Origin of the sequence: Paenibacillus sp. PAMC21692, assembly GCF_014303795.1 — a bacterium.
GTDB classification, from domain to species: domain Bacteria; phylum Bacillota; class Bacilli; order Paenibacillales; family Paenibacillaceae; genus Pristimantibacillus; species Pristimantibacillus agaridevorans.
Genome location: NZ_CP060293.1, coordinates 1,454,144 through 1,477,075 on the forward strand (window position 1 = coordinate 1,454,144; position 22,932 = coordinate 1,477,075).

The 22,932-nt window shown below is 51.4% G+C and carries 16 protein-coding genes; all 16 read left to right on the top strand.

Annotated features, from left to right (window positions below):
• Nucleotides 1-16 precede the first annotated feature (16 nt).
• The 16 genes from H7F31_RS05805 (at nt 17) to H7F31_RS05880 (ending at nt 22,858) form a co-directional block, all read left to right on the top strand.
• Nucleotides 17-898 carry a carbohydrate ABC transporter permease gene (locus H7F31_RS05805; RefSeq protein WP_187103396.1) on the top strand — a complete coding sequence of 294 codons (882 nt, stop codon included), beginning with the start codon at nt 17-19 and terminating at the stop codon, nt 896-898.
• A gap of 72 nt (nt 899-970) precedes the next feature.
• Nucleotides 971-2,557 carry an extracellular solute-binding protein gene (locus H7F31_RS05810; RefSeq protein ID WP_187103397.1) on the top strand — a complete coding sequence of 529 codons (1,587 nt, stop codon included), beginning with the start codon at nt 971-973 and terminating at the stop codon, nt 2,555-2,557.
• 70 nt (nt 2,558-2,627) lie between these two features.
• Nucleotides 2,628-7,313 (top strand): hypothetical protein, encoded by a 4,686-nt coding sequence (locus H7F31_RS05815; protein WP_187103398.1) that lies wholly within the window; start codon nt 2,628-2,630, stop codon nt 7,311-7,313.
• Between the two features lie 19 nt (nt 7,314-7,332).
• The gene (locus H7F31_RS05820) at nt 7,333-8,355 is read left to right on the top strand and encodes a Gfo/Idh/MocA family protein (RefSeq protein WP_187103399.1); all 1,023 of its coding nucleotides are present in this window, start codon (nt 7,333-7,335) and stop codon (nt 8,353-8,355) included.
• A gap of 21 nt (nt 8,356-8,376) precedes the next feature.
• Nucleotides 8,377-9,366: a Gfo/Idh/MocA family protein gene (locus tag H7F31_RS05825; RefSeq protein ID WP_187103400.1), complete on the top strand. Its 990-nt coding sequence runs from the start codon at nt 8,377-8,379 to the stop codon at nt 9,364-9,366.
• Nucleotides 9,363-10,343, top strand: coding sequence for a sugar phosphate isomerase/epimerase family protein (locus tag H7F31_RS05830; RefSeq protein WP_187103401.1), 981 nt, complete (start codon nt 9,363-9,365; stop codon nt 10,341-10,343). Before H7F31_RS05825 ends, H7F31_RS05830 begins: the two co-directional genes overlap by 4 nt.
• On the top strand, nt 10,330-11,889 hold the full coding sequence (locus tag H7F31_RS05835) for an FAD-dependent oxidoreductase (RefSeq protein ID WP_187103402.1): 1,560 nt from the start codon (nt 10,330-10,332) through the stop codon (nt 11,887-11,889). Before H7F31_RS05830 ends, H7F31_RS05835 begins: the two co-directional genes overlap by 14 nt.
• A gap of 621 nt (nt 11,890-12,510) precedes the next feature.
• Complete coding sequence (radA, locus tag H7F31_RS05840) at nt 12,511-13,878, top strand: DNA repair protein RadA (RefSeq protein ID WP_087570273.1); 1,368 nt, start codon at nt 12,511-12,513, stop codon at nt 13,876-13,878.
• Between the two features lie 15 nt (nt 13,879-13,893).
• A complete protein-coding gene (gene disA, locus H7F31_RS05845) occupies nt 13,894-14,970 on the top strand; it encodes a DNA integrity scanning diadenylate cyclase DisA (protein ID WP_187103403.1) in 1,077 nt (358 codons plus the stop codon).
• An 87-nt stretch (nt 14,971-15,057) separates the two neighbouring features.
• The gene (pssA, locus tag H7F31_RS05850) at nt 15,058-15,798 is read left to right on the top strand and encodes a CDP-diacylglycerol--serine O-phosphatidyltransferase (protein WP_087570275.1); all 741 of its coding nucleotides are present in this window, start codon (nt 15,058-15,060) and stop codon (nt 15,796-15,798) included.
• 743 nt (nt 15,799-16,541) lie between these two features.
• On the top strand, nt 16,542-17,876 hold the full coding sequence (locus tag H7F31_RS05855) for an ABC transporter substrate-binding protein (protein ID WP_187103404.1): 1,335 nt from the start codon (nt 16,542-16,544) through the stop codon (nt 17,874-17,876).
• A gap of 29 nt (nt 17,877-17,905) precedes the next feature.
• Nucleotides 17,906-18,817, top strand: a complete 912-nt coding sequence (locus H7F31_RS05860) for a carbohydrate ABC transporter permease (RefSeq protein ID WP_187103405.1) — start codon at nt 17,906-17,908, stop codon at nt 18,815-18,817.
• A 3-nt stretch (nt 18,818-18,820) separates the two neighbouring features.
• Complete coding sequence (locus tag H7F31_RS05865) at nt 18,821-19,675, top strand: carbohydrate ABC transporter permease (RefSeq protein ID WP_187103406.1); 855 nt, start codon at nt 18,821-18,823, stop codon at nt 19,673-19,675.
• Nucleotides 19,676-19,695: 20 nt separating this feature from the next.
• Nucleotides 19,696-20,694 carry an L-glyceraldehyde 3-phosphate reductase gene (gene mgrA, locus H7F31_RS05870; RefSeq protein WP_187103407.1) on the top strand — a complete coding sequence of 333 codons (999 nt, stop codon included), beginning with the start codon at nt 19,696-19,698 and terminating at the stop codon, nt 20,692-20,694.
• Between the two features lie 23 nt (nt 20,695-20,717).
• A complete protein-coding gene (locus H7F31_RS05875) occupies nt 20,718-21,668 on the top strand; it encodes a uroporphyrinogen decarboxylase family protein (RefSeq protein ID WP_187103408.1) in 951 nt (316 codons plus the stop codon).
• Entirely contained in the window at nt 21,638-22,858 is a 1,221-nt protein-coding gene (locus tag H7F31_RS05880; RefSeq protein ID WP_187103409.1) for a trans-sulfuration enzyme family protein, read from the top strand. The genes H7F31_RS05875 and H7F31_RS05880 overlap by 31 nt, the downstream gene beginning before the upstream one ends.
• The last annotated feature ends 74 nt before the right edge of the window (nt 22,859-22,932 follow it).

Below are 22,932 nucleotides of genomic sequence, written 5' to 3' on the forward strand. Positions count from 1 at the left end.
AAAAGAGGAGCGCGAGATGAACAAGAAATCCCGAGTGGACTGGTTCGATGTCGTCAATTACAGCTTGATCGTGTTATGTTGTATGGCTATGATTTACCCGATAATCAATGTACTGGCAGTATCCTTGAGTTCTTACAGCGCCTATATAGAGAATCCAATGCGAATCTGGCCAAAACATATTAATTTTGCTTCCTATCAGGAAATTTTTTCGAAGCCGCTGCTCTGGTCCAGTTATTTGAACACGATTATCGTCACAGCGGCAGGAGTGGTCATAGGCACTTTCTTATATATCATCACCGCTTATCCGCTGTCGAAGGGGCATTTGAAGGGACGCAAAGTTTTTATGATATTTGTTGTGTTTACGATGCTCTTTAACGGCGGTATTATTCCCAACTTCTATTTGATGCGGGCGTTTGGCTTGGTTGATACGCTTGCGGCATTAGTGTTGCCATTGTTATTTTCCGGCTTTAGCTTGATTTTGATGAAAACGTTTATGGAGAACATTCCGGAGGAACTTGAGGAAGCAGCAAAAATCGACGGCGCATCAGAACCCTATTTACTGTTTCGCATCGTTGTACCGTTATCCAAGCCGATTATTGCTACGCTTTGCTTGTTTTCGGCGGTCGCGTACTGGAATAATTATTTCAATGCGGTTCTGTACATTCGTTCTGCCGAGAACTGGCCGCTTATGTTGTTTCTAAAAGAGATGATATCGAACGTTACATCCAACAAACTGAATAACAACGGAAATTTGGCTGAACTTGGGCATTTGCAGGTTACACCCGAAACGTTGCAATATGCAACGATCATGATCGTCATGGTCCCAATTTTAAGTATCTATCCCTTTGTTCAGAAGTACTTTGTCAAAGGCATTATGCTCGGCTCTGTGAAGGGGTAACCCTGTTATATAAAAATAAAGGATCATCCTTTATTTTTCATATAAAATTTTATTTGTGAGAGGGGAAATTGAATGTTTACTGAAAAGCGTAGAACAAAAAAAATGGTCGTTGTTTTGGCGTCGCTTTTGTTGCTGGCCGCATGTTCGTCAAATAACGGGAACAACCAGCAGCCTAGTGCCACCGCACCTGCGACTGACGCCGGTTCGAATTTGAACGAAGTGGCGGAGGAAAGCGGGGATCCGGTCAAAATTCAGATTATGGCCAATGTATTAGCCGCCGATTCGCCGGATAACCAGAAAGCGTTTATTGATGTGATTAATAAGAAGTTGAACGTCGAGCTTGACTTTCTGGCTCCGCCAGCGTCCGGCTACGAGGAACAACTCCAGCTGACTTTAGTCTCGGGAGATTTGCCAGATGTCGTTTTTTTTCCTAGTGAACAAGATGAAATTTTCCTGAATGCGGTCAATGACGGCGCTCTAATCCCGCTTAATGACTATCTTGAGAAATCAAGCAATTTAATGAGTTACAGCTATGAACATTCTTGGGAAGCGTTAAAGACGCTGCGTGACGGTAATGTATACGGAATACCGCGCACCTCGATTACGAGATACGATGGATTTTTTGTACGTAAGGATTGGATGGACAGTCTGGGCATCGAGATGCCAGAAAATAACGAATTCACTGTGGAACAATTTACTGATTTATTGCGCAAGTTTTCATTTGACGATCCGGATGGCAATAAACAGAATGACACCTATGGATACGGAACCTATCTGAATGCGAGCAAGGTTCTGGAGCCTGTCTTGGTATCGGAGCTTGGACATTTGGGCTGGCAGAACTACGGAGCAGGGGAGTATACTTACACGCTTCCAGAATACGATCGCAACAGTGACATCTATCCTAATATATTACAGTATACGAGGGACGCGTACAAAGAGGGAATCATTGACCCGGATTCTCCCATTAATGATATCGATGCTGCATCGGATCGATTCTCAAGAGGTATTACCGGCGTGATTCGCGGCTTTGTAGGTCAAGTAAAATCAAGGCAAGACAAAATGCAGGAAACAAATCCTAATGCTGAATTGGTTTATGTGACGGTTAAAGGGCCAGATGGAGAAGTAAAGGGAGGCGTATACGGTACTGGCATTTGGGGCGTATGGGCCATTACTTCAGAGGCGGAAAATCCCCAGAAAGTGGTAGAAGTGTTTGATTACCTGTTGTCCGATGAGGGTTGGGAGATGGTTTCCAATGGTATTGAGAACATACATTACAAAGTAGAGGGCGGCAAGAAGGTGTACATGGAGGATGCATCACGGGGTTTGTACACATTGCGCTCCATTGTTAGGCGCCACGACGATCCGAGTTTCTTCATGAGTCCGGCCAGCTATTCGCAGGAAGCTATCAAAGAAACGTTGCCAGCAATTCAGAAGTCGGTGGATGCGGCGGTTGCTTCTTTGGACCAGGGTTATACACCACCTGCTGCCAGACAGCCGGATTATATGGATTACAAACTGACATGGGACGAAATGACGACACGTATCATGTTGGGCGAACTACCGCTGGAGCAACTGGATCAAATCCGGGACGATTGGTACAAAAACGGCGGCGAGCAATATATGCAAGAAATGAATGCGTTCATTGAGTCGATTCAATAAAACGTTCTGTCCGCTGCAAGTAAATTGCGGCGGACCGTTCTTTCAACCAAAAGAATTTAGGAGGGGCATGATGAATAAGATGCGGTTATTGACGATGCTTCTGTTTGCATGCGTTTGTCTGATCGGTATGCATGGCATTGTATCGCAGGTAGATGCGAGCGGTGAAGAAGACCAGCACTTCTATATTCCCCCGAATCAATTCAAGACGTTTGGTTCATGGACGCTTAGCGGCGACTTTTTGCTTGGACGCGTTACCGCGCAGTCCATCGAGGATGCGGATGGTTCCGGCGGCGAACCTGCCATTGCGGATGTGAACATTACGGAAGCGGGAAATTATCGGCTGTGGGTGAGAGATCGCGACTTTGCGAATAATTCGCCTGGCATCCGCTCGTTCCATGTATCTGTTGACGGCACGATGGCGGCGGAGACGTTCGGCGATCACGGTCAGGAAGGTTTCCGCTGGTCCGAGGTGGGAGTATTTCATCTGGATGAGGGAATACATGAATTGGCCCTGCATGATACATCCGGCTTTTATGCGCGGAGCGAAGGTTTTTTCCTAAGCAACGATGTAACGCTGGTTCCGCCGGAGGACAAGGAGGAGCTGTTGGAGATCGTCCAGCCGCAAAACCCGTTTGATTCCTTGCCGTCTGCGGTATATCCTGCGTGGGCCAAGGAAGACGTTGCTCCGATCGAGACGGACTCCATCGAAAACGATTCCGTCAAGGTGGTGTTTCATCGGGGAGCGGGCGCTGAAGGCATGTTGGTGCAGAACGAGATATTCATCAAACAAGGAAACGACTGGGTCCCGGTCAAGGCCAAAACCGAGGAGTTTGGCGTATTGATGATGAAGGCGCTCCATAGTGAATTGGGTGTCGTCGACCAGACTTATTCCAGAGTGCTGCAGCGGGTGGAAGTCAACGGGGTAGAGGCGAGTCAGCTTGTTGACGACTATTTCCGCACAGGGTACCCCATTTGGTTTATTCCTTCCGATTACACCATGCTGGATGCCAACAAGGTCGAACTGGTATTTCCGAATACCGAGGCCGATTTGAAGGTTGTTTTTGAGCTGGATTCACTTACCGACGACCCGAAAGTGACGCTTAAGGCTGATTTTGTCGAGGGAGGAGCCTACTCTTTCCTGCTGTTCAGCGGGGACGGAGTAGCTTATGAAGATTATGATACGGTCACGGCTCCGCTGTTGTATGTGAAGAAAGCGGTTCCAGACAGTCCAATTATGATTCCCGAAAGCTTTATGTTTACGCCGATGGCCACTTTGCATTTTACGGACAATCAATCCAAAGTGTCGGGCCATGAGCTGACTTCGGGTATCGTCATGGATCCCGGTAGTGTTCCGCAAGGATATACGCTCCCGGAAACCTCCAATTTTGGACTTGTATTGCGGGACCAGGATGGAAATGTGAGGCCGCAACTGATTGCCCCGATGTTTGGAACGGATAACAGCCTGTTCGAGGATGGGGACAGCTATGAGGTGTCTTTCCGTATTATTAACCGCTTGTCCTCTTGGTACGATACGTTTAAGCATGTTTCGGAAAAGCTGTACAATTTTACGGATTTGCGCACGAATTATTACCATTCCATTAATGAAGCGATCTACAACGCAACCGATCTAATGATGGATGATGCATACGGCGGCTGGGACCCGGTTAATATGGCCCATTACAACATGGAACAACAAGGCATGACAACAGTGGCAAATTCGATGGCGGCCCTGCAGCGCTACTTACTGACTGAGGATGAGGAGTTGCTGGATAAACGAGCCGTCCCGACATTGGCTTACATGCTCAGCAAACAAAATTATCATTTCAAAATGACCACCAGCTCAGGCGGCGCCAATTATAGTAGCTATCCTGCGCCGCTTGGCGGACCGGTAAGCAATTATACGGCCAGTGTATATGGCGGTTTGTATGAGATGACGCAAGGACGCATGCCGTTTCTGTTGAACCAGGCGGTGCATACTGCTTCGGAATCCATCAATTTGAGAGGGATCACTGATCAGGCGGCCATGTATAAATATACCGAAGATGATGCTTATCTGGAGCAGGTTGTTGCATTGGCCGAACAATATTTGCAAGCCCTCCCGTATCACGGGGCTAATCGTGACGTTCCGTATTTCAACAGCTTTGTGTACGCCGAATATTATCCGATGGTGACCGCATTTCTGGCTGCGTATGAAGCAACGGGAGATGCGAAATACCTGGAGGCTGCCGAAGAAGGCGGCAGGCTGTTGGCTACGGAAATATGGACGACCGGTTATCACAATGATTACGCCACGACGGACTACGTCCTGGACCCTGTGGCCACTGCTGAGCGTCCAATCTTCGCCGAACGTTTTGATTTTTGGTGGCATGGAGAGCAGAAGTGGAGACTGGGGAATATAGACGGCGAAGCAAAATCGCCCAAGGAAGCGGGTTTATCCCTGCAGCCGGAAACGGCTCCCGGGTGGCTGCCAGCCAAGGCGGGACAAGGAACGGAGCATTGGCGCACGCCGGGACATGGAAATATTATTTCCATGAATAACTGGGCCGGGATGATGGTCAAATTGTCCGTTTATACAGGTGACCCGTATTTTGAAACAATGGCGCGTAATGCAGTGGTTGGACGATACGGCAATTATCCGGGGTATTACCAGGACCGCTATCTCTTCCATACGATGAAAGAGGACTATCCTTATACAGGACCGGATTATACAACCGTCTATTGGCATCATATCCCGGTGTTTATCTCGATGCTGGAAGATTTTCTCATCAACAGCGCGTGGGCCAAATCGGAGCAGCATATTGAATTCCCTTCGATTTATCAATCCGGTTATGCCTATTTTATTTCCAATCAATACGGACATGCGCCGGGTCGTTTCTATGACGAAGACGATATGTGGCTGTGGCTGGACCGGGGAATTATCGATCCTGGCTCGGTGGAGATCGACTATATCGCCGCACGAAAGGATGGCGTGTTGGGTCTTGCCTTGATGAATGAAAGCAATAATCCGATTGCAAGCACGATCACGCTGGGTGAGAAAGTGCCGGGAGCCGCCGATTATTCGGGCGTTGCTGTTGTGTATGCCGCCGATGGGACCACTTATGAGACGACGGTAGTCAACGGCCAGTTCTCGATTGAAATTCCGGCCAAAGGCATCCGTTCAATCGTGTTGGAAATTGCCGGTGTCGAGACGCCGGGTTTCGCCAAAACGGATTACGAGTTCTCGAACAATCCGCGCGGCACCGTGACGGAGCATACAAGAGGCAAAGGGCATGTGATTCAGGTTGCGCCGGACAGCTATTATGCGTACGTCTACGTATCGGACATGAACGATAAGACGAGCAAAGTGACAATCAACTATCAGATCGGTTCGGAAGCTTATACGGCGGAGAAGAGCGGATATCCCTATGAATTTCTGATTAAAGTGGATGATCCGGCCAAAGATTTTGTGTACACGCTTAAGGCGTTGACAACAACTGGCCAGACAGAAAGCTTGGGCGGAGGAGCCTTGCGACCAACGGACTTTGCAAATCCGGCCATTTCCATACAGGAACAAGGCAAATTTGATCCTGTTCAGTTGGAGGTTACGAGCACAGGAATTCACAACAATATGCTTCGTTTTGTCGTTCGAACGGATGATATTCCGTTTGCCGTCACCGAAAATCTGTTTGAAGGACTGCGTGTAACGGGCGTATTGACCCATCGGACAAACGGCTCTGTGCTGGAGCTCGACAGTATAGTTTCGGGCAATGAAGTGCGGAGCAATGGAACCGCGGTTCTCCTGATCAGTCCAACAGCCGAGGTGCCATATGCAACGTATCCGGATTACGATATCGTCATTACGCTGCATCCGAGAGAAGACTTGAGCTCCTATGAGCCGTTTGCGCTGCCTGTCAGCAGTACAGGCACAGCCAGCGGCATGAATCGAATGGTCGTTTCGGTAGAGGATTTCCCGTTCCGCGTCACGCAAAATATTGTACAGGGACTTCGAGTCACCGGCGTATTGACGCATAAAACGAACGGATCGGCGCTGCTTCTGGACAGTACGATTCAGGCAAACGAAATGAGGGGCAGCAGTCAGACGATTCTGGTTATCAAGCCGACAGCCGAGGTGCCTTATTTCAACTATAAGGATTACAATATTGTGCTGGCTATTCATCCCAATGGTCAGTCTGGGGACAAGATTCCTTCCACGGCCCGGCTTTCGAATAATCAGGGGCATATCAACGGCTTGCTGGACGGCACTTACGAGGTGCGGATGGATTTGTGGTGGGGCAACAACGGCAACGTGTACCGGCTCTATGAAGACGATACGCTGATGGATACCCGAATTCTGGAGGCATCTTCTCCTGATGCGCAATCGGCCACTACTGCTGTGGCAAACAAACCAAACGGCTCGTATCGATATTACGCGATCCTGGCCAATGCGTTCGGGGTGTCCCGCACTGATGAGATGATCGTTGAAGTAACGCAGGCCGCACCCGCTCTTCCGGTGTTGTCGCATAACAATTGGTCTGCAAGCGGGGATTTTAATGTTGTGATGAACGTATGGTGGGGAATCAACGGGAATGAGTATCGTCTGTATGAAAATGATGTGTTGATCGATACGCAATTTCTAACCGAACAATCCCCGCAGTCCCAAACGGCGTTGACCGAAATTCGTTCCAGAGGCCCCGGTACGTATGTCTATCGGGCGGAACTGATCAATTATGCCGGTACGTCGACAAGTCAGGAAATAACGGTGGAGGTCAAGTCTTAGAGTGGAGGTTGTGGGAGCAATGGGGAAATTGAAGTTCGCGATTGTTGGAAGCGGTTGGGTGGCAGGGGAATATGTAAAGGCAGTTCACGCCTCGGAGGACGCCGAGGTTTACGCTGTAGTCAGCCGCAACAAAACGTTTGCCAAAGCCCGGCTGCAAGAGCTTGGTGTAGAAGCTAAAGTTGTGGAACGGTATGAGGATGTTGTCCACGATTCGCAGGTGGATGCGGTCGTATTGTGCTCCACGCCGGATTTGCGGCCGGAATATGCGATTCAGGCGGCTCAGCATGGCAAACATATCGTCATCGAGAAACCGCTGGCGATGAACCGCACGGAGCTGCTGAGGATGGCGGAAGCCTTGGAGCGATATCCGGTTCGTACGGCGGCGAGCTTCGTCTTGCGCTGGAATCCCTCTTTCGACATGACGAAAGCTTTGATTGAGGACGATGCTATCGGTCGGGTTTACATGGCCCAGGTAGACTACTGGCATCACGTGGGGCCGCAGTATCCGCAGTATCGTTGGAGCAAAACAAGCGCGCTCGGAGGAAGCAGTATGTTGTCCGCAGGCTGTCATGCCGTGGATGCGGTGCGTTATTTTGCCGGCGATATTGCCGAGGTGACGGCGTACAGCTGCAGGACATGGGCCGATTCCGAATATGAATTTGATCCCAATGCCATTGCCATATTCAAGCTGCGCAACGGTGGGATCGGCAAGGTTTCTTCCTCGTTGGAGTGCAAGACGCCTTACAAATTTAATGTGAACCTGCTGGGCGAAAAAGGCGCGATTATGAATAATCAGTTATTCAGCCACAAGCTGCCGGGGCAAACGGATTACAGCGTCATTCCGACTATCCTGCCGGACAGCGGAGATGTATCCCATCATCCGTTTGTGGAGGAAATAAATGAATTTATTAAGGCGGTACGGAACAATCTGGACACCCGCTGTGAATTCAAGGACGCATACAAAACGATGGAGGCTTGTTTCGCCATTGACGAGTCAATCGCCAGCGGCAAGCCGGTTGTTCTGCCATCGTCCCATTACTAAAGGAAAGGTCTGACTGCATCAATGAGCATAAAAATTGGAATACTCGGCGCGGGTTCAATCGCACGCAGCCATATCAGGGCTTTGTCCAAAATCGAGGAAGCGGAAGTTGTCAGCGTCTACGATATAAATGGGGAAGCGGCGGCGTTGGCCGCTGCGGAAGCCGGGGCGACGGTGGCCGAAAGCCCAAACCAACTGCTGAACAATCAACAGATCGACGCCGTCTTTATATGCGTTCCGCAGTTTGCTCGTGGAGATCTGGAGGAAATGGCTGTACAAAGAGGCATTCATCTATTCGTAGAAAAGCCGCTTGGGCTGGATCTGGACATCGCGCTTGGAAAAGCGCGGCTCATTGAGCAATCCGGTTTGATTAACGCGGCAGGTTATTGTTTGCGCTATTACGATACCGTACAGGAAACGCGCCGTTATTTGCAAGGAAGACGTATTCATTTAATTCAGGCGCATCGATTCGGTACATCACATCCGGGGAAATGGTGGTGGCAGCTGAAGCAGTCAGGCGGTCATCTTGTAGATGCCGTCACTCATCAGGTGGATATGATTCGTTTTTTGGCAGGAGAACTAGCGGAGGTGCACGCCCATTTCGGGCGTGCTTCCTTGACGGAGACTGCGCCAGAATCGACGATCTACGACGCAGGCGCCATTTCCTTTGCGACGGCATCCGGAGCAGTGGGCAGCGTGACCGAATCCTGTGTTTCGCCGTATCATCGGGGATCGGAAATCAAGCTGTTCGGAGCGGACTTCTTCGTGCATATCGTAAACAACAAAACGATCACGATTATCGATGCCGAACGCAACGAGACGCTTACTTCGGATCAAAACGCGATGTATATGCAGGATCTGGCGTTTGTGCAGGCGGTGAAGAACGGGCGGCAGGAACTGGTGTGCAGCAGCTATGCGGACGGCGTCAGGACGTTGGCGTTTACTTTGGCGGCCAATCAATCTGCAGTGGAGAAACGCACCATTTCGCTTCAAGCAGGGGAGGTGCAGATGTGAAGCTTGGACTAAGCACATATAGTTTGCTGAAAGCGTTGCGTGCCGGGCAAATGACGATCGAGGAGGTCATTCGCTGGGCTGCGGAGCAGGGGGCTGAGCATATCGAGCTTGTACCGGTCGGCTTCGATTGGGGGAACGACCTTAAATCCGCAGATACGCTGCGGACATTTGCCGAACAAGCTGGCATCGAGTTGTCGAATTATACCGTTTCGGCCAATTTCATTACGGAGACGGAGGAGCAATATAAGGCGGAAATCGAACGTGTCTGCCGGCAGGTCGATATCGCTCATCGGCTGGGCGTCAAACGGATGCGGCATGATGTGGCCAAACGCCCGGTTGCGGAAGCCACGATCATGCGTTTTCAACAAGATTTGGATAAGCTCGCCGCGGCTTGCCGTATTGTAGCCGACTACGCGCAGCAATATGGCATAGTGACCAGCGTGGAAAACCACGGTTATCATATGCAGGCCAGTGAACGGGTGCAAATGCTGCTGCATGCGGTGGATAGGTCCAATTTCCGAGTGACGCTGGATATCGGGAACTTCCTGGTAGTGGATGAGAATCCTGTGGCGGCGGTCAAAAAAATGATCGGTTATGCTTCGGTCATCCATTTAAAAGACTTTTATAAGCGTCCGGAGCATCGCAATCCGGGACAAGGCTGGATGCGGAGCACATCCGGCAATTATTTGCGCGGGGCGATCTTTGGGCAAGGGGATGTCGACACGCGGGAAATTATTCGCTTGATAAAGGCATCCGGCTACGACGGCTATTTGTCCCTCGAATTTGAGGGGATGGAGGAATGCAGGCTTGGAGCGCAGATCGGGCTTGCCAATGCCAGACGATTATGGGATGAGGCGGATGTGAGCATGGATGTATGGAAGAACATGTCTGGCCATTCATCCGCCAACATTTTGGCTGACGATAACAATAAGTTGCAAACTTATAGTGGAGGGAAACAAGGATATGTCCAATATTGATTTTCACAAGCACAAAAACGAAACCGGAGCGCATAAGTCGATGGAAAAACCGATCCATTCGGATCTCTGCATATACGGAGCAAGTTCGGCCGGAATTGCCGCCGCTATCCAAGCCAGAAGAATGGGCTTAAAGGTTGTAATTGTTGAGTCCGGTCTCCATTTGGGCGGATTGACGACAGGCGGTTTGGGGATGACCGATACCGGCAACAAAGCGGCAATTGGCGGCATTGCCCGCGAATTCTACGAAGCGCTGGGGAAACATTACGGAGGTGGGGATGCGGATGGCACACAGTGGACCTTTGAGCCAAGCGTCGCCAAAAGCATTTATGAGGACTGGCTGCAATCGGCCGAGGTGCCTGTTTATTTCGGGAAACAGCTTGATATTGTCGAAAAGAACGGAGAGCGGATTGCGTGTCTGGTCATGAAGGACGGCAGTCAGTTTTGCGCCCGGATTTTTATCGATGCTACCTATGAAGGCGATCTGCTGGCAAGCGCCGGGGTTTCCTATCATGTAGGAAGAGAAGCCAACGAGGTTTACCAGGAGACATTAAACGGCGTACATTACGGGCACCCGAACCATAATTTCAAAACTTGGGTTGATCCCTACATCGTTCCGGGCAAGCCGGACAGCGGATTGATTGCGGGCGTACAGGATGTGCCGGTTCTTCACCAAGGGGCGGGCGATGCCAGTGTTCAGGCTTATAATTTTCGAATCTGTCTAACGAACGTCCCGGACAATCGGCTGCCGATACCGCAGCCGCCGGGATATAATCCAGATGCCTACACGTTGCTTGCAAGATACATTAAGGCCGGCGTATGGGATGCCCTGCGCCTGCACAAGCCAATGCCAAACGGGAAAACCGACCTGAACAATTTCGGGGCGGTGTCAACCGATTACATCGGCGGCTGTGACCAATGGCCCGAGGGAGATGTTCGGACTCGTGAACGATTGTTTCAAGATATTCGCCGACATAATATGGGACTCTTATACTTCCTCGGCCACGACGACCAGATTCCCGAAGCGATTCGTAACGAGGTAGGCCAGTGGGGATTGCCTGCGGATGAATATCCGAATACGGGGCATTGGACGCCGCAGCTTTATGTTCGGGAGGGACGCCGTATGATATCGTCTCTTGTCATGACTGAGCGGCATTGCCGCGGCTATGACCAGGCTCATGATTCTGTAGGTCTCGCATCCTACAAGATGGATTCGCATAATTGCCGGCGCCTTGTCATTGACGGCAGATGTATCAATGAAGGGAATGTTGAAGTGCCTTCCAGCGCGCCTTACCCAATTTCTTACCGTTCGATCGTGCCGAAAGAAGGGGAGTGCGACAATCTCCTCGTACCGATCTGTCTGTCCACATCACATATTGCCTACGGCTCCATCCGGATGGAGCCGGTGTTTATGATCCTTGGCCAGTCGGCTGCTACTGCGGCAGCGCTAGCGATTGAAGCGGATTGCACAGTGCAGGATGTGGAATATGCGAGGCTGCGGCAGAAGCTCTTGGATGATAAGCAGGTTCTGGATTGGCAAAGTTGTTAGGAGTGATATGGCATATGATGCAAGAAACTTCTGTTTAGCACTATGCGTCACCAGGAGAAAGGAATACCACGATCATACTTGACTATGCTGGATTAAATTTTTTGAATCGCGCAGATGATAGCTTATGATGGACGGAGTCCGCTTGTCCATCGTGAGCTTCCATCTGCATTTTTTTTCCAAAGATAGCTACAGCGATGCTGATAAACATCAAATCGTTATGGGCGCATACCACGCAGACTTTTAGCGACATGTCTGCGATTAGCCGTTCTCTCCGCTCGAATACTTCGTTCCCCTTATACGCCGTATCCTCGACACGTTCATTGAAGAAACCGATTCAAAATATTTTTTTGCACATATTAAACTAAAGATAATGACTGATTGGCTTTAAATATAAGGTGTTATTGATTGTTATTTAATTAATTTCACACATTAACAAGGAATTATCCTTCTAAAAACCAGGCGTTTTAACCGATAATAACTTATGAATATGGACTGCGTCCTGAAATCGGATAGGCTAAGTTCACAATGATTTTCGTACACGGTGTGCCTTCCTTGGCGGAGCATATAATGGTAAACTTTGAAGATGAGCAAAAACGGAATTCGTAAGGGAGCTATCCTCGCATGGCCAAAATAAAAACGAAATTCGTATGCACCGAATGCGGCAACGAGTCGGCAAAGTGGCTGGGCAAATGCCCGGGCTGCCAAGCTTGGAACACGATGGTGGAAGAAAAGGAAACCGTCGTGAAGACGAAAGGCATCGGTTTATCGGGAATCCATACGAAAGAAAAACCACAATCGATCATACACATAGAAAGTGGGCAAGAGCCGCGCATCGAAACCCGGATGGTGGAATTAAACCGTGTGCTGGGAGGCGGCGTCGTGCCGGGCTCGCTCATATTGGTTGGCGGAGATCCGGGTATCGGCAAGTCTACGCTCTTGCTGCAGACGTCGCATGCTTTGGCCGTCAAGGGACTGAAGGTGCTGTACATATCCGGGGAGGAATCCGTAAGGCAGACGAAGCTGAGGGCGGATCGGCTCGGAGCGCTGACGGAAACATTATATGTGCTGTGCGAGACGAATATGGAGCATATTAATGATGCGATCGAATCCATAGATCCGGATTTCCTGGTTATCGACTCCATCCAGACGGTCTACGAACCGCGGGTCGAGTCGGCCCCGGGCAGCGTGTCGCAGGTGAGGGAGTGCACGGCGCACTTCATGCGTACGGCGAAGATTAAAGGCATCGCGACCGTACTTGTCGGCCACGTCACAAAGGAAGGCGCCATCGCCGGTCCTCGTCTGCTTGAGCACATGGTGGACTGCGTGCTGTACTTCGAGGGCGAGCGGCATCATACATACCGGTTGTTGCGCGCGGTAAAGAACAGGTTCGGCTCCACGAACGAGATCGGAATCTTCGAGATGAACGAGGACGGCCTGCGCGAAGTATCCAATCCGTCGGAGCTGTTTCTGTCGGAACGGCCGCTCGGCGTATCGGGCTCGACGGTCGTGGCCAGCATGGAAGGCACGAGGCCTGTCCTGGTCGAGTTGCAGGCGCTTGTCGCGACGACGAATTTCCCGTCGCCGAGGCGGATGTCGACAGGCATCGACCATCATCGGATGGCCCTAATCATCGCGGTGCTGGAAAAACGCAACGGGATGTTTCTCCAGACGCAGGATGCCTATCTAAACGTTGCCGGCGGCGTAAAGCTCGACGAGCCTGCCGTCGATCTGGCCGCGGCAGTCAGCCTGGCGTCCAGCTTCCGGGATGCGCCTACGAAGCCGTATGATGTTATTTTTGGAGAAGTGGGGCTGACGGGCGAGGTCCGGGCGGTCTCCAGAGCGGAACAACGGGTAAAGGAAGCCGAGAAGCTCGGCTTCAAGCGGGTCATTATGCCGGAGAAAAGTCTCAAGGGCTGGAAAGCGCCGGACGGAATCGAGATCATCGGCGTAAATACAGTAGCAGAAGCGTTAAAGGCAGCGCTGGGATAGGGGGCAAGAGATAAAATGAAAGAACCGACGCATCAGGAAGTTATGAACCAATTGCTGCAGTTAGTGTCGCCAGGGACCCCGTTCCGCGAAGGGCTGGAAAACGTGCTGCGCGCGAAGACGGGAGCTCTTATCGTCGTGGGCTACAGCCCCGAGGTGATGGAGGTCGTGGACGGAGGTTTCTCCATTAATTGCGATTTCTCGCCGAACTATCTATACGAACTCGCGAAGATGGACGGAGCCATTATTATGAGCGAGGATATGCGCCGCATTCTGTACGCGAATACGCAGTTGATCCCGAACAGCTCCATCCCGTCGATTGAGACGGGCATACGTCACCGGACGGCGGAGCGCGTAGCCAAGCAAACGGGCAGGCTGGTCGTGTCGATCTCGCAGAGGCGCAATATCATCACCTTGTACCAGGGCAATCTAAGGTACTCGCTTAAGGACATCGGCGTCATTCTGACGAAGGCGAATCAGGCGATCCAGACGCTGGAGAAATACAAGGCGGTCCTGTCGCAATCGCTTACGAATTTGTCGGCTCTGGAGTTCGAAGAGCTTGTGACGCTGCAAGAAGTGGCGCATGTCATTCAGCGCGTGGAGATGGTGCTGCGCGTCAAGCTGGAGATTAACCGTTATATAACGGAGCTCGGCACGGAAGGGCGTCTCGTCAGCATGCAGATGGATGAGCTCGTCGGAGGCGTCGAACAAGATGCATGGAACCTCCTCAAGGATTATGCGAAGGACAACTCGGATGACAAAATTCGCGAAATTCGCCTCGCTCTGAGGAAGCTCAGCTCAGACGAGCTTCTGGACGAGTCTCCGATCGTACGCCTGATCGGCTATCCTCACACCAACAACATGGCGGACGAATCCGTGCTGCCGAGAGGCTTTAGACTGCTGAACAAAATTCCGCGACTGCCGCAGATCATCATGAACAATTTGGTAGAACGGTTCGGCCGTCTGCCGCATATTCTCATGGCGACGATCGAGGAGCTCGACGAAGTCGACGGCATCGGAGAGGTGCGCGCGCGCGCGATCAAGGACGGACTCAAGCGGATTCAAGAGCAGATGTTCATTGACAGGCAAATTTAATCTCGAGTACAATGGATAGAATGTGTTCCAATCATTGACGTGCGAATAGGCTTAGTCGTGGGGCATAGTAGAGAAGAGGTGGAATAGATGATCTTAAAGTCGATACCGAGCCTTCTCACGGTTGGTAATTTGTTTCTTGGCGTAATAGCCATCCTTATGGTTTTCAACGAAAAGCCGCAAATGGCGGCCATGATGGTGCTGATCGCCATGCTGCTTGACGGCGTGGACGGCCGGGTAGCACGTGCTCTCAACGCGCAGAGCGAGTTCGGCAAGGAGCTCGACTCCTTATCCGATGTCATCTCCTTCGGAGTGGCGCCTGCCTTTATTATGTATGTCGTTGCATTTCAAGATCTCAGTCCGGCGCTTGCTTGGACCGTGACTGCCATCTTCCCCATATGCGGGGCGCTCCGCCTCGCAAGATTCAATGTCATTACAAGCTCGGCGGGTTACTTTATCGGCCTCCCGATACCGGCTGCCGGCGGCGTGCTCGCCACATTGGCGCTGTTTAAGGACGATATTCCGGTAGGCGTCCTGCTGGGAAGCACCGTCTTATTGTCCTGCCTGATGGTCAGCACCATTCGGTACCCGAACTTCAAGAAGGTCGGCATTCCGCGGAGCGCTGTCTGGCTCGTGCCGATCGTCGTTGTCGTGTCCGTGGCGCTCGGCTTGTTGTTCGAGAGCCAGCTGTCCAAGATTTTGTTCGTTCCTCTCTTGCTGTACGCGCTCTACGGCCTAAAAAAAAACGTTGATCGCAGACTACCGAAGCTGCGCAAGCGCCGCAAGTTAAAGGAAGAGGAAGAAGCGGCGAAATCCGAGAAGCCGGCTTAGCCTGCTGCAAAAACAAACCGTGCATATTCGTATGCACGGTTTTTTGATGTATAAAAAATGATGCAACAATTTAGAATGTGGATACCGCGATGATCAATTGTAGCTCTGATTATCGTCCATAGGCGGTAGTAACGCCTTATGGCTCCAAAAAGTAGGCGAACGAGCAGCTGTAGGCGTTAAAAACGCCGATGGACCGGAGAGTAACTCTGAATAGCGGTGCATAGTCGTTAGTAACGCTTATGGCTCCAAAAAGTAGGCGAACGAGCAACTGTAGGCGTTAAAAACGCCGATGGACCGGAAAGTAACTCTGATTAGCGTCCATAGGCGGTAGTAACGCTTATGGCTCCCAAAAGTAGGAGAACGAGCAGCTATAGGCGTTAAAAACGCCGACGGACCGGAAAGTAACTCTGATTGGCATGCATAGTCGTTAGTAACGCTTATGGCTCCAAAAAGTAGGCGAACGAGCAACTGTAGGCGTTAAAAACGCCGATGAATCGGAAAGTAACCCTGATTAGCGTCCATAGGCAGAATAGCGACGCTCCTGTCCGTTAGAAGGACAACCCTTGCATAACGGAGCTTTGTGGGATCTTAATATCGTACGCTTGACGCAACACTGAAAATTCTACCTAAAGTCTCTGCTTTTTCGGTTATTCGAAAAACAGCAAGCGGTTACAATTAGGGAGCAGACAAGTTGAGAACAGGGTAAAGCGCCATCTGCAAACATTATTTGGGAGGGGATAGTCTTGAGGAAAGCAATGAAGGTTATCGGTCTGCTCGCCATATCGCTGACAATGACGTTGGCAGGCTGCTCGCAAGGCAGTAATGGAAATCCAGGGTCGCCTTCGACGAACAACGGTTCGAACCAAACGGACAAGGCGCCTAAGGACGTAACGCTTAGAATGTCTTATTGGGCAGGCTCGCAGCTAACCGTAGACAAAAACAATGCTGTGATCGAACTGTTCGAGAAAGCGTATCCTCACATCAAGATCGAAGCCGAATATTACGCCGGAGACGCCTACAACGACAAAATCAATGTACAGGCTGCATCCAACAGCTTGCCGGACATTATCCGGGTGGACTACGCGCAAATTAAAAACTATGTCAATAAAGGGCTGCTGACGCCGCTTGACGATTACATCTCCGATCAAACCATCAATATGGAGGGCGTTGCCGAAGTTAATATGAAGGGCGGCATGATCGACGGCGTCACTTACGGCATTAACATCGGCAACAACGCGCTTGTTATGTTCTACGATCCCGACAAGCTCGCGGAAGCCGGCGTAAATCCACCCGAACCGGACTATACATGGGAGCAATACGAAGCCGATCTGCGTGCCGTAAAGGATAAGCTTGGTTTGTACGGAGATACCCATCTGGCCCGCGAACACTTTGAAGTCTGGTTGAGGCAGCACGGGCAGAAGCTGTACGCAGCCGACCAGAAGACGTTAGGTTATGAGGACGATCAATTGTTTGTTGAGTTTATGGAGCAGCAGCTTAGATGGCAGAAGGAAGAAATGATCAGCCCTATCAGCGTTGAACTGGAAATTCGAGGTTTGGAAGATGGACCGTTTCCGAAAGGCGAATCCGCCTTTGGCGGCTATTCCTACTGGAGCAATCACGCCGACATTATGGAGACTCAACTCGGCAAAGAGCTAGGGATGGCGATGTATCCGGGCTCCGGCGACGGCAAAGGCATGTATATGAAACCGTCCTTCTTCCACGGGGTGTGGTCGGGTTCCGAACATCCGAAAGAAGCGGCCATGTTCATCGAATTTTTTACAAACAACATCGACGCCGCCAAATCGCTAAACGCTTACTTCGGCATGCCGTATCATCCGAATCTGGTGCAGGAGATGCAAGCCACGTTCTCGGAGACTCAGAAGCGAGTGTCGGCATATCTCCAAGTGGTCGAGCAGCATTCCTCCGAGATAGATCCGCCTGCGCCGGTTGCCGGCTCGGAGGTCGGGAAAATCTTTACCAACGTAGCTTCGGAAATTTTTTACGAGCGAATTACGCCTGCAGAAGGCGCGGCCAAATTTAGAACGGAAGCGAATGCGGCTTTGGCGAAAGCCAAGTAACGATTCCACAGCCAGGAGGTGACAAGAGCATGCGCGGAGTTGGCAACAAATCCATATGGTCTTCCGACAATACGGCAGGATATCTCTTCATATTCCCCTGGCTGTTCGGATTTCTTGTCTTTTCAATCATTCCCATCGGAGCGTCCTTGTTTCTCGCCTTTACGCGCTACGATATTTTATCCCCGCCCGAATGGGTAGGAATGAACAACTTCAAAGCGATGTTTACGGAAGACAGCCGGTACTGGCTGTCGGTGAAGGCGACGCTTCTCTTCGTATTCGTTGCCATCCCCTTGCGTCTCGTCTTTGCGCTGATCGTGGCGATGGTTCTGAATCAGAAGCTCCGATTTCTCGGGTTTTTCCGTTCCGCTTATTATTTGCCTACGCTTATTGGAGGTAGCGTGGCGGTTGCGGTGATGTGGCGCCATCTGTTCGGTCTTAACGGAGCGCTCAACTCATTTCTTGAGAGCGCCTTCGGCATCACCGACAAAATATCGTGGATCACGCATCCGTCCACGGCGCTGCCTTCGTTGATCCTGTTGTCGGTATGGCAATTCGGTTCCGCCATGCTGATCTTCCTCGCAGGATTGAAGCAAGTGCCCAAGGAGTTATACGAGGCTTCCGAAGTAGACGGGGCCGGTTCCTTCCAACGTTTTAAGTCGATAACGTTGCCGCTGCTGACTCCCGTGCTTCTGTTCAACTTGATCATGGGCATCATTAACGGATTTAAAGTGTTTACCGAAGGAATGATCGTAACCGGAGGGGGACCCTTCGACAAAACGTTGTTCTACGTGCTGTATTTGTACGAGAAGTCGTTCAGGTATTACGAGATGGGTTATGGCTCGGCGATGGCCTGGATTCTGCTGATGGTTATCGCGGCTTTCACGGCGATAGTGTTCACGACGTCCAGGCATTGGGTGCATTACGAGTCGAAGGGGGACTAAGACATGGGAACGTCTGTGAGGACAATACGCCTGCTCCGAAGTGGGATTTTTCATCTGGCGGTTACGGCATTTGCGCTCGTCATGCTGTATCCCATGTTATGGATGCTGTCGAGTTCGCTCAAGGATACGACCGAGATTTTCGTCAATTCGCATCAGTTAATTCCAAGCGAGTGGAGCTTCGATAACTATGTGACGGGGTTTAAAGGGTTTGCCGGCATTTCGTTTTCCGTATTTTTTAAAAACTCGTTTATCATAACGATTTTATCGGTTCTGGGGACGGTAATATCCTCCGCGCTGGTGGCCTACGGTTTTGCCAGAATCCGCTTCAAGTTCGCGCCGTTTTGGTTCGCATGCATGATGTTGACGATGATGCTTCCGGCTGAAGTGCTAATGATTCCCCAATATATTTTGTTTCACAAAATAGGCTGGATCAATACCTTTCTTCCACTCATCGTGCCGTCGTTTTTCGGAGGAGCTTTCTTCATATTTCTGATTATTCAGTTTATGAGAGGGATTCCGAAGGAGCTGGACGAGGCGGCGGTCATTGACGGATGCGGCAAATATCGAACATTCGCCATGGTCATCCTGCCGCTGCTGACGCCGCCGCTTATCACGACCGCGATATTCAAGTTTTATTGGACCTGGGACGATTTCTTTAGCCCGTTGCTCTACTTGAATTCACCTAAGCTGGCAACCGTATCGCTGGCGATCAAAAATTTTTCCGATCCGACGATGAAGACGGATTGGGGAGCGATGTTTGCGATGTCCGTGTTATCGATTATACCGATCGTCGTCGTCTTCTTTCTCTTCCAACGCTACATCGTTGACGGAATCAGCACGACGGGACTCAAAGGGTAAAAAGAATGGAGGGACAGACCATGAGCCATTATCAGGCGCAAGCGCAACGTTATGAACAGATGACCTACAATCGATGCGGGGTTTCGGGCTTGAAGCTTCCCGCTGTCTCGCTCGGGATGTGGCATAATTTCGGGGATGTGGACGTCTATACGAACGCGAAGGCAATGATGCTTCGAGCCTTCGATCTCGGCATTACCCACTTTGATCTGGCCAATAATTACGGGCCGTCGCCTGGCTCTGCCGAAGAGACGTTCGGAACCGTCATTACACGGGAACTGAAGGCTTACCGGGATGAGATGATCGTCTCGACGAAAGCCGGATATTATATGTGGCCCGGACCCTACGGAGAGTGGGGCTCCCGCAAAAACCTGATCGCCAGTCTCGATCAAAGCCTGAAGCGAATGCGGCTGGATTATGTCGATATTTTCTACTCGCATCGGCCTGATCCGAATACGCCGCTGGAAGAGACAATGGGCGCGCTGGCGCAGATCGTGCGGGAAGGCAAGGCGTTGTACGTGGGCATCTCCAATTACAGCGCGGAACAGACGCGGGAAGCGATAGGCATTCTGAAACGGCTGGGCATCCCCCTATTGATCCATCAAGCGACGTATTCCATGTTCAACCGCTGGGTCGAAGACGAGTTGCTGGATGTGCTTGACGAAGGAGGGGCGGGCTGCATCGCGTTTAGTCCGCTCGCGCAAGGTTTATTGACGAATCGTTATCTGGGCGGCATCCCTGACGATTCGCGCGCGGCGAGCGCGAACAGTCCGTTCTTGAAGTCGGGAGACGTTACGGCAGAGAAGCTGGAGAAACTTCGCGAGTTAAACGAGATCGCCAGGCAGCGCGGACAATCGCTTGCCCAGCTTGCGCTGGCGTGGGTGCTCAGGCAGAAGCAGGTAGCCTCCGTTTTGATCGGGGCTAGTAAAGTAGAGCAAATCGAAGACAATGTAGGCGCTTTGGATCGACTTAGCATTGAGGCTGACGAGTTGACGGCAATCGAACGAATCTTGCAGAAGTGAGCAGAGGGAGAGGAGCAGAAGAAATGGACAAAATAACAAGAATGCTGCGTACGCTTAATCAGGAGGCGGTTGATTATCCGCCGGTAGGGTTCTGGTTTCATTTCAACGAAGAGGAAGGAATGGGGCAAGCTTGTGTCGACGCCCATCTGAACTACTACAGGGAGACCGACATCGATTTCATTAAAATCATGTGCGATGGATATTTCCAATTCCCGCTAGCCGTCGAAATCAAGGAAGCGGCCGATTGGAGGAAGATAAAGCCGCTGAGCGCGGATCATCCTTATATCACGGAGCAAGTGGAGCGGGCGCGGCTTATTACGGAAGGCGTGAACGGGGAATGCTGCACCTTCTACAGCCTGTTCGCCCCCTTCTCCTGCATCCGGTTCGCGACGTCCGACGAGTTGGTCATGAAACATCTCAAGGAAGATCCGGAAGCCGTCCTGTACGCGCTTACCGTAATAGCCGAGGATCAAGCGGCGCTGGCGGAACGGCTCATTGCGGAGGCAGGCTGCACAGGCATCTATTATTGCTTGCAAGGCGGCGAGATGGATCGGTTCTCGGAAGGGGAGTATCGCAACCTGATTATGCCGAGCGACAGATACGTGCTCGATCGCGCGAACGGCTTCAGTCCGAACAACCTCCTTCATATGTGCGGCTGGGCGGGCGTGCGCAACAGATTGGATAATTGGAGGGAATATCCTGCCAAAGCGGTCAACTGGGCGATCTACGTCGAAGGGCTCGGCATTCGCGAGGGAAGGGAGTACTTGGGCGATCATGCCGTTCTAGGCGGCTTCGACAATACGAAGTCAGGCGTTCTGCACAGCGGCACTCGCTCGGAGGTTGAGCAATTTGCCAAACAATTAGTAGCCGAGGCGGGAACGCAAGGACTTATTGTCGGCGCGGACTGTTCGTTATCGCATGACATAGACAGGGAGCGAATCAAATGGGTAGTCGAAACCATCCGTTCGGCCTAGATTCCGATCCGATGCCCTATACGCTGGTCGCGCATGACGAGCATGATGAACGGCATCAGGGAGCCGTCGTGTACCCGATCTACCAGAATACGCTGTTCACTTATGCGAGCAGCGATCATCCGGGGCATGGCTACAAGTACAGCCGCATGGGCAATCCGACCGTTATGGAGCTGGAGAAGCGGCTTGCGGCTCTGGAGCACGGGGAGCGCGCGCAATGTTTCGCCTCGGGGATGGCGGCTATTTCGGCAGCGATTCTGTCGCGCGTAAGCGCAGGCGATCATGTGATTTGCGTCAGTCAAGTGTATTTCGGCACCCGGGAGTTTATGGACAGCTTTCTGTCCCGCTATCAAGTAGAAGTGACTTATGTGGACGGCGCCTCGATAGAAGCCATTCGGCAGGCGGTACAGAGCAATACGAGGGCTCTGTATTTGGAAAGTCCGACCAGCTATTACTTTCAACTGCAGGATTTGCAAGCTTGCGTCGGGCTTGCTCGCGAATGCGGACTGGAAACCATTATCGACAATACATGGGCGTCGCCTTGTCATCAGCATCCTCTAGATATCGGCATCGATCTGGTTGTGCATTCGCTGACCAAATACGTGAGCGGCCACAGCGATGTGCTGGGTGGAGCGGTAATCGGCAGCTCTTCGTGGATTGAGCGGCTCTCTCAGGTGGATCATCAGCTTCTTGGGGGCATCATGACTCCGCATACGGCTTCCTTGATGATGAGAGGATTGCGGACATTGCCGCTAAGGATGGCACGGCTGGGCGATACGGCGATGAAGATTGCCGAATATTTCGGCACGCTATCCTGCATACGCAAAGTCAATTTCCCCGGGCTGCCCGAGCATCCCCAGCACGAATTGGCAAAGCGGCAGATGACCGGCTGGGGCAGCCTTCTGTCGATCGAATTGGAGCAACCGCTGGAGAAAGCGAAACAATGGATTGATCAACTCGTCTATTTCCGGATCGGTCTCAGCTTTGGCGGTTATGAAAGCCTGGTGCTTGTAGTCGGGGCTGCCGAGCAGAGCACGGAGGAAAAGCCGGTTACGCTCATTCGGTTTAATGTGGGGCTGGAGGATCCGGCGGATTTGATTCGGGATCTCGACAGCTGTCATACGTTTTTCGGGAACGGGAGCGGGAACGGAAACGGGAATGAAAACAGCTGCTTGCGGGAGCAGGCGCAATAACAGGGCAGGACGGATGATAAGATCGGCGCTTGAAGCGTCGATCTTATCGTCGTTGCAGTCGGCTGATATAATTA

What these genes read in the sequence shown, in the direction of transcription:
- H7F31_RS05805 (WP_187103396.1), top strand. Translation starts at nt 17, where the DNA reads ATGAACAAGAAATCCCGAGTGGACTGGTTCGATGTCGTCAATTACAGC.
- H7F31_RS05810 (WP_187103397.1), top strand. Translation starts at nt 971, where the DNA reads ATGTTTACTGAAAAGCGTAGAACAAAAAAAATGGTCGTTGTTTTGGCG.
- H7F31_RS05815 (WP_187103398.1), top strand. Translation starts at nt 2,628, where the DNA reads ATGAATAAGATGCGGTTATTGACGATGCTTCTGTTTGCATGCGTTTGT.
- H7F31_RS05820 (WP_187103399.1), top strand. Translation starts at nt 7,333, where the DNA reads ATGGGGAAATTGAAGTTCGCGATTGTTGGAAGCGGTTGGGTGGCAGGG.
- H7F31_RS05825 (WP_187103400.1), top strand. Translation starts at nt 8,377, where the DNA reads ATGAGCATAAAAATTGGAATACTCGGCGCGGGTTCAATCGCACGCAGC.
- H7F31_RS05835 (WP_187103402.1), top strand. Translation starts at nt 10,330, where the DNA reads ATGTCCAATATTGATTTTCACAAGCACAAAAACGAAACCGGAGCGCAT.
- radA (WP_087570273.1), top strand. Translation starts at nt 12,511, where the DNA reads ATGGCCAAAATAAAAACGAAATTCGTATGCACCGAATGCGGCAACGAG.
- disA (WP_187103403.1), top strand. Translation starts at nt 13,894, where the DNA reads ATGAAAGAACCGACGCATCAGGAAGTTATGAACCAATTGCTGCAGTTA.
- pssA (WP_087570275.1), top strand. Translation starts at nt 15,058, where the DNA reads ATGATCTTAAAGTCGATACCGAGCCTTCTCACGGTTGGTAATTTGTTT.
- H7F31_RS05860 (WP_187103405.1), top strand. Translation starts at nt 17,906, where the DNA reads ATGCGCGGAGTTGGCAACAAATCCATATGGTCTTCCGACAATACGGCA.
- H7F31_RS05865 (WP_187103406.1), top strand. Translation starts at nt 18,821, where the DNA reads ATGGGAACGTCTGTGAGGACAATACGCCTGCTCCGAAGTGGGATTTTT.
- mgrA (WP_187103407.1), top strand. Translation starts at nt 19,696, where the DNA reads ATGAGCCATTATCAGGCGCAAGCGCAACGTTATGAACAGATGACCTAC.
- H7F31_RS05875 (WP_187103408.1), top strand. Translation starts at nt 20,718, where the DNA reads ATGGACAAAATAACAAGAATGCTGCGTACGCTTAATCAGGAGGCGGTT.
- H7F31_RS05880 (WP_187103409.1), top strand. Translation starts at nt 21,638, where the DNA reads ATGGGTAGTCGAAACCATCCGTTCGGCCTAGATTCCGATCCGATGCCC.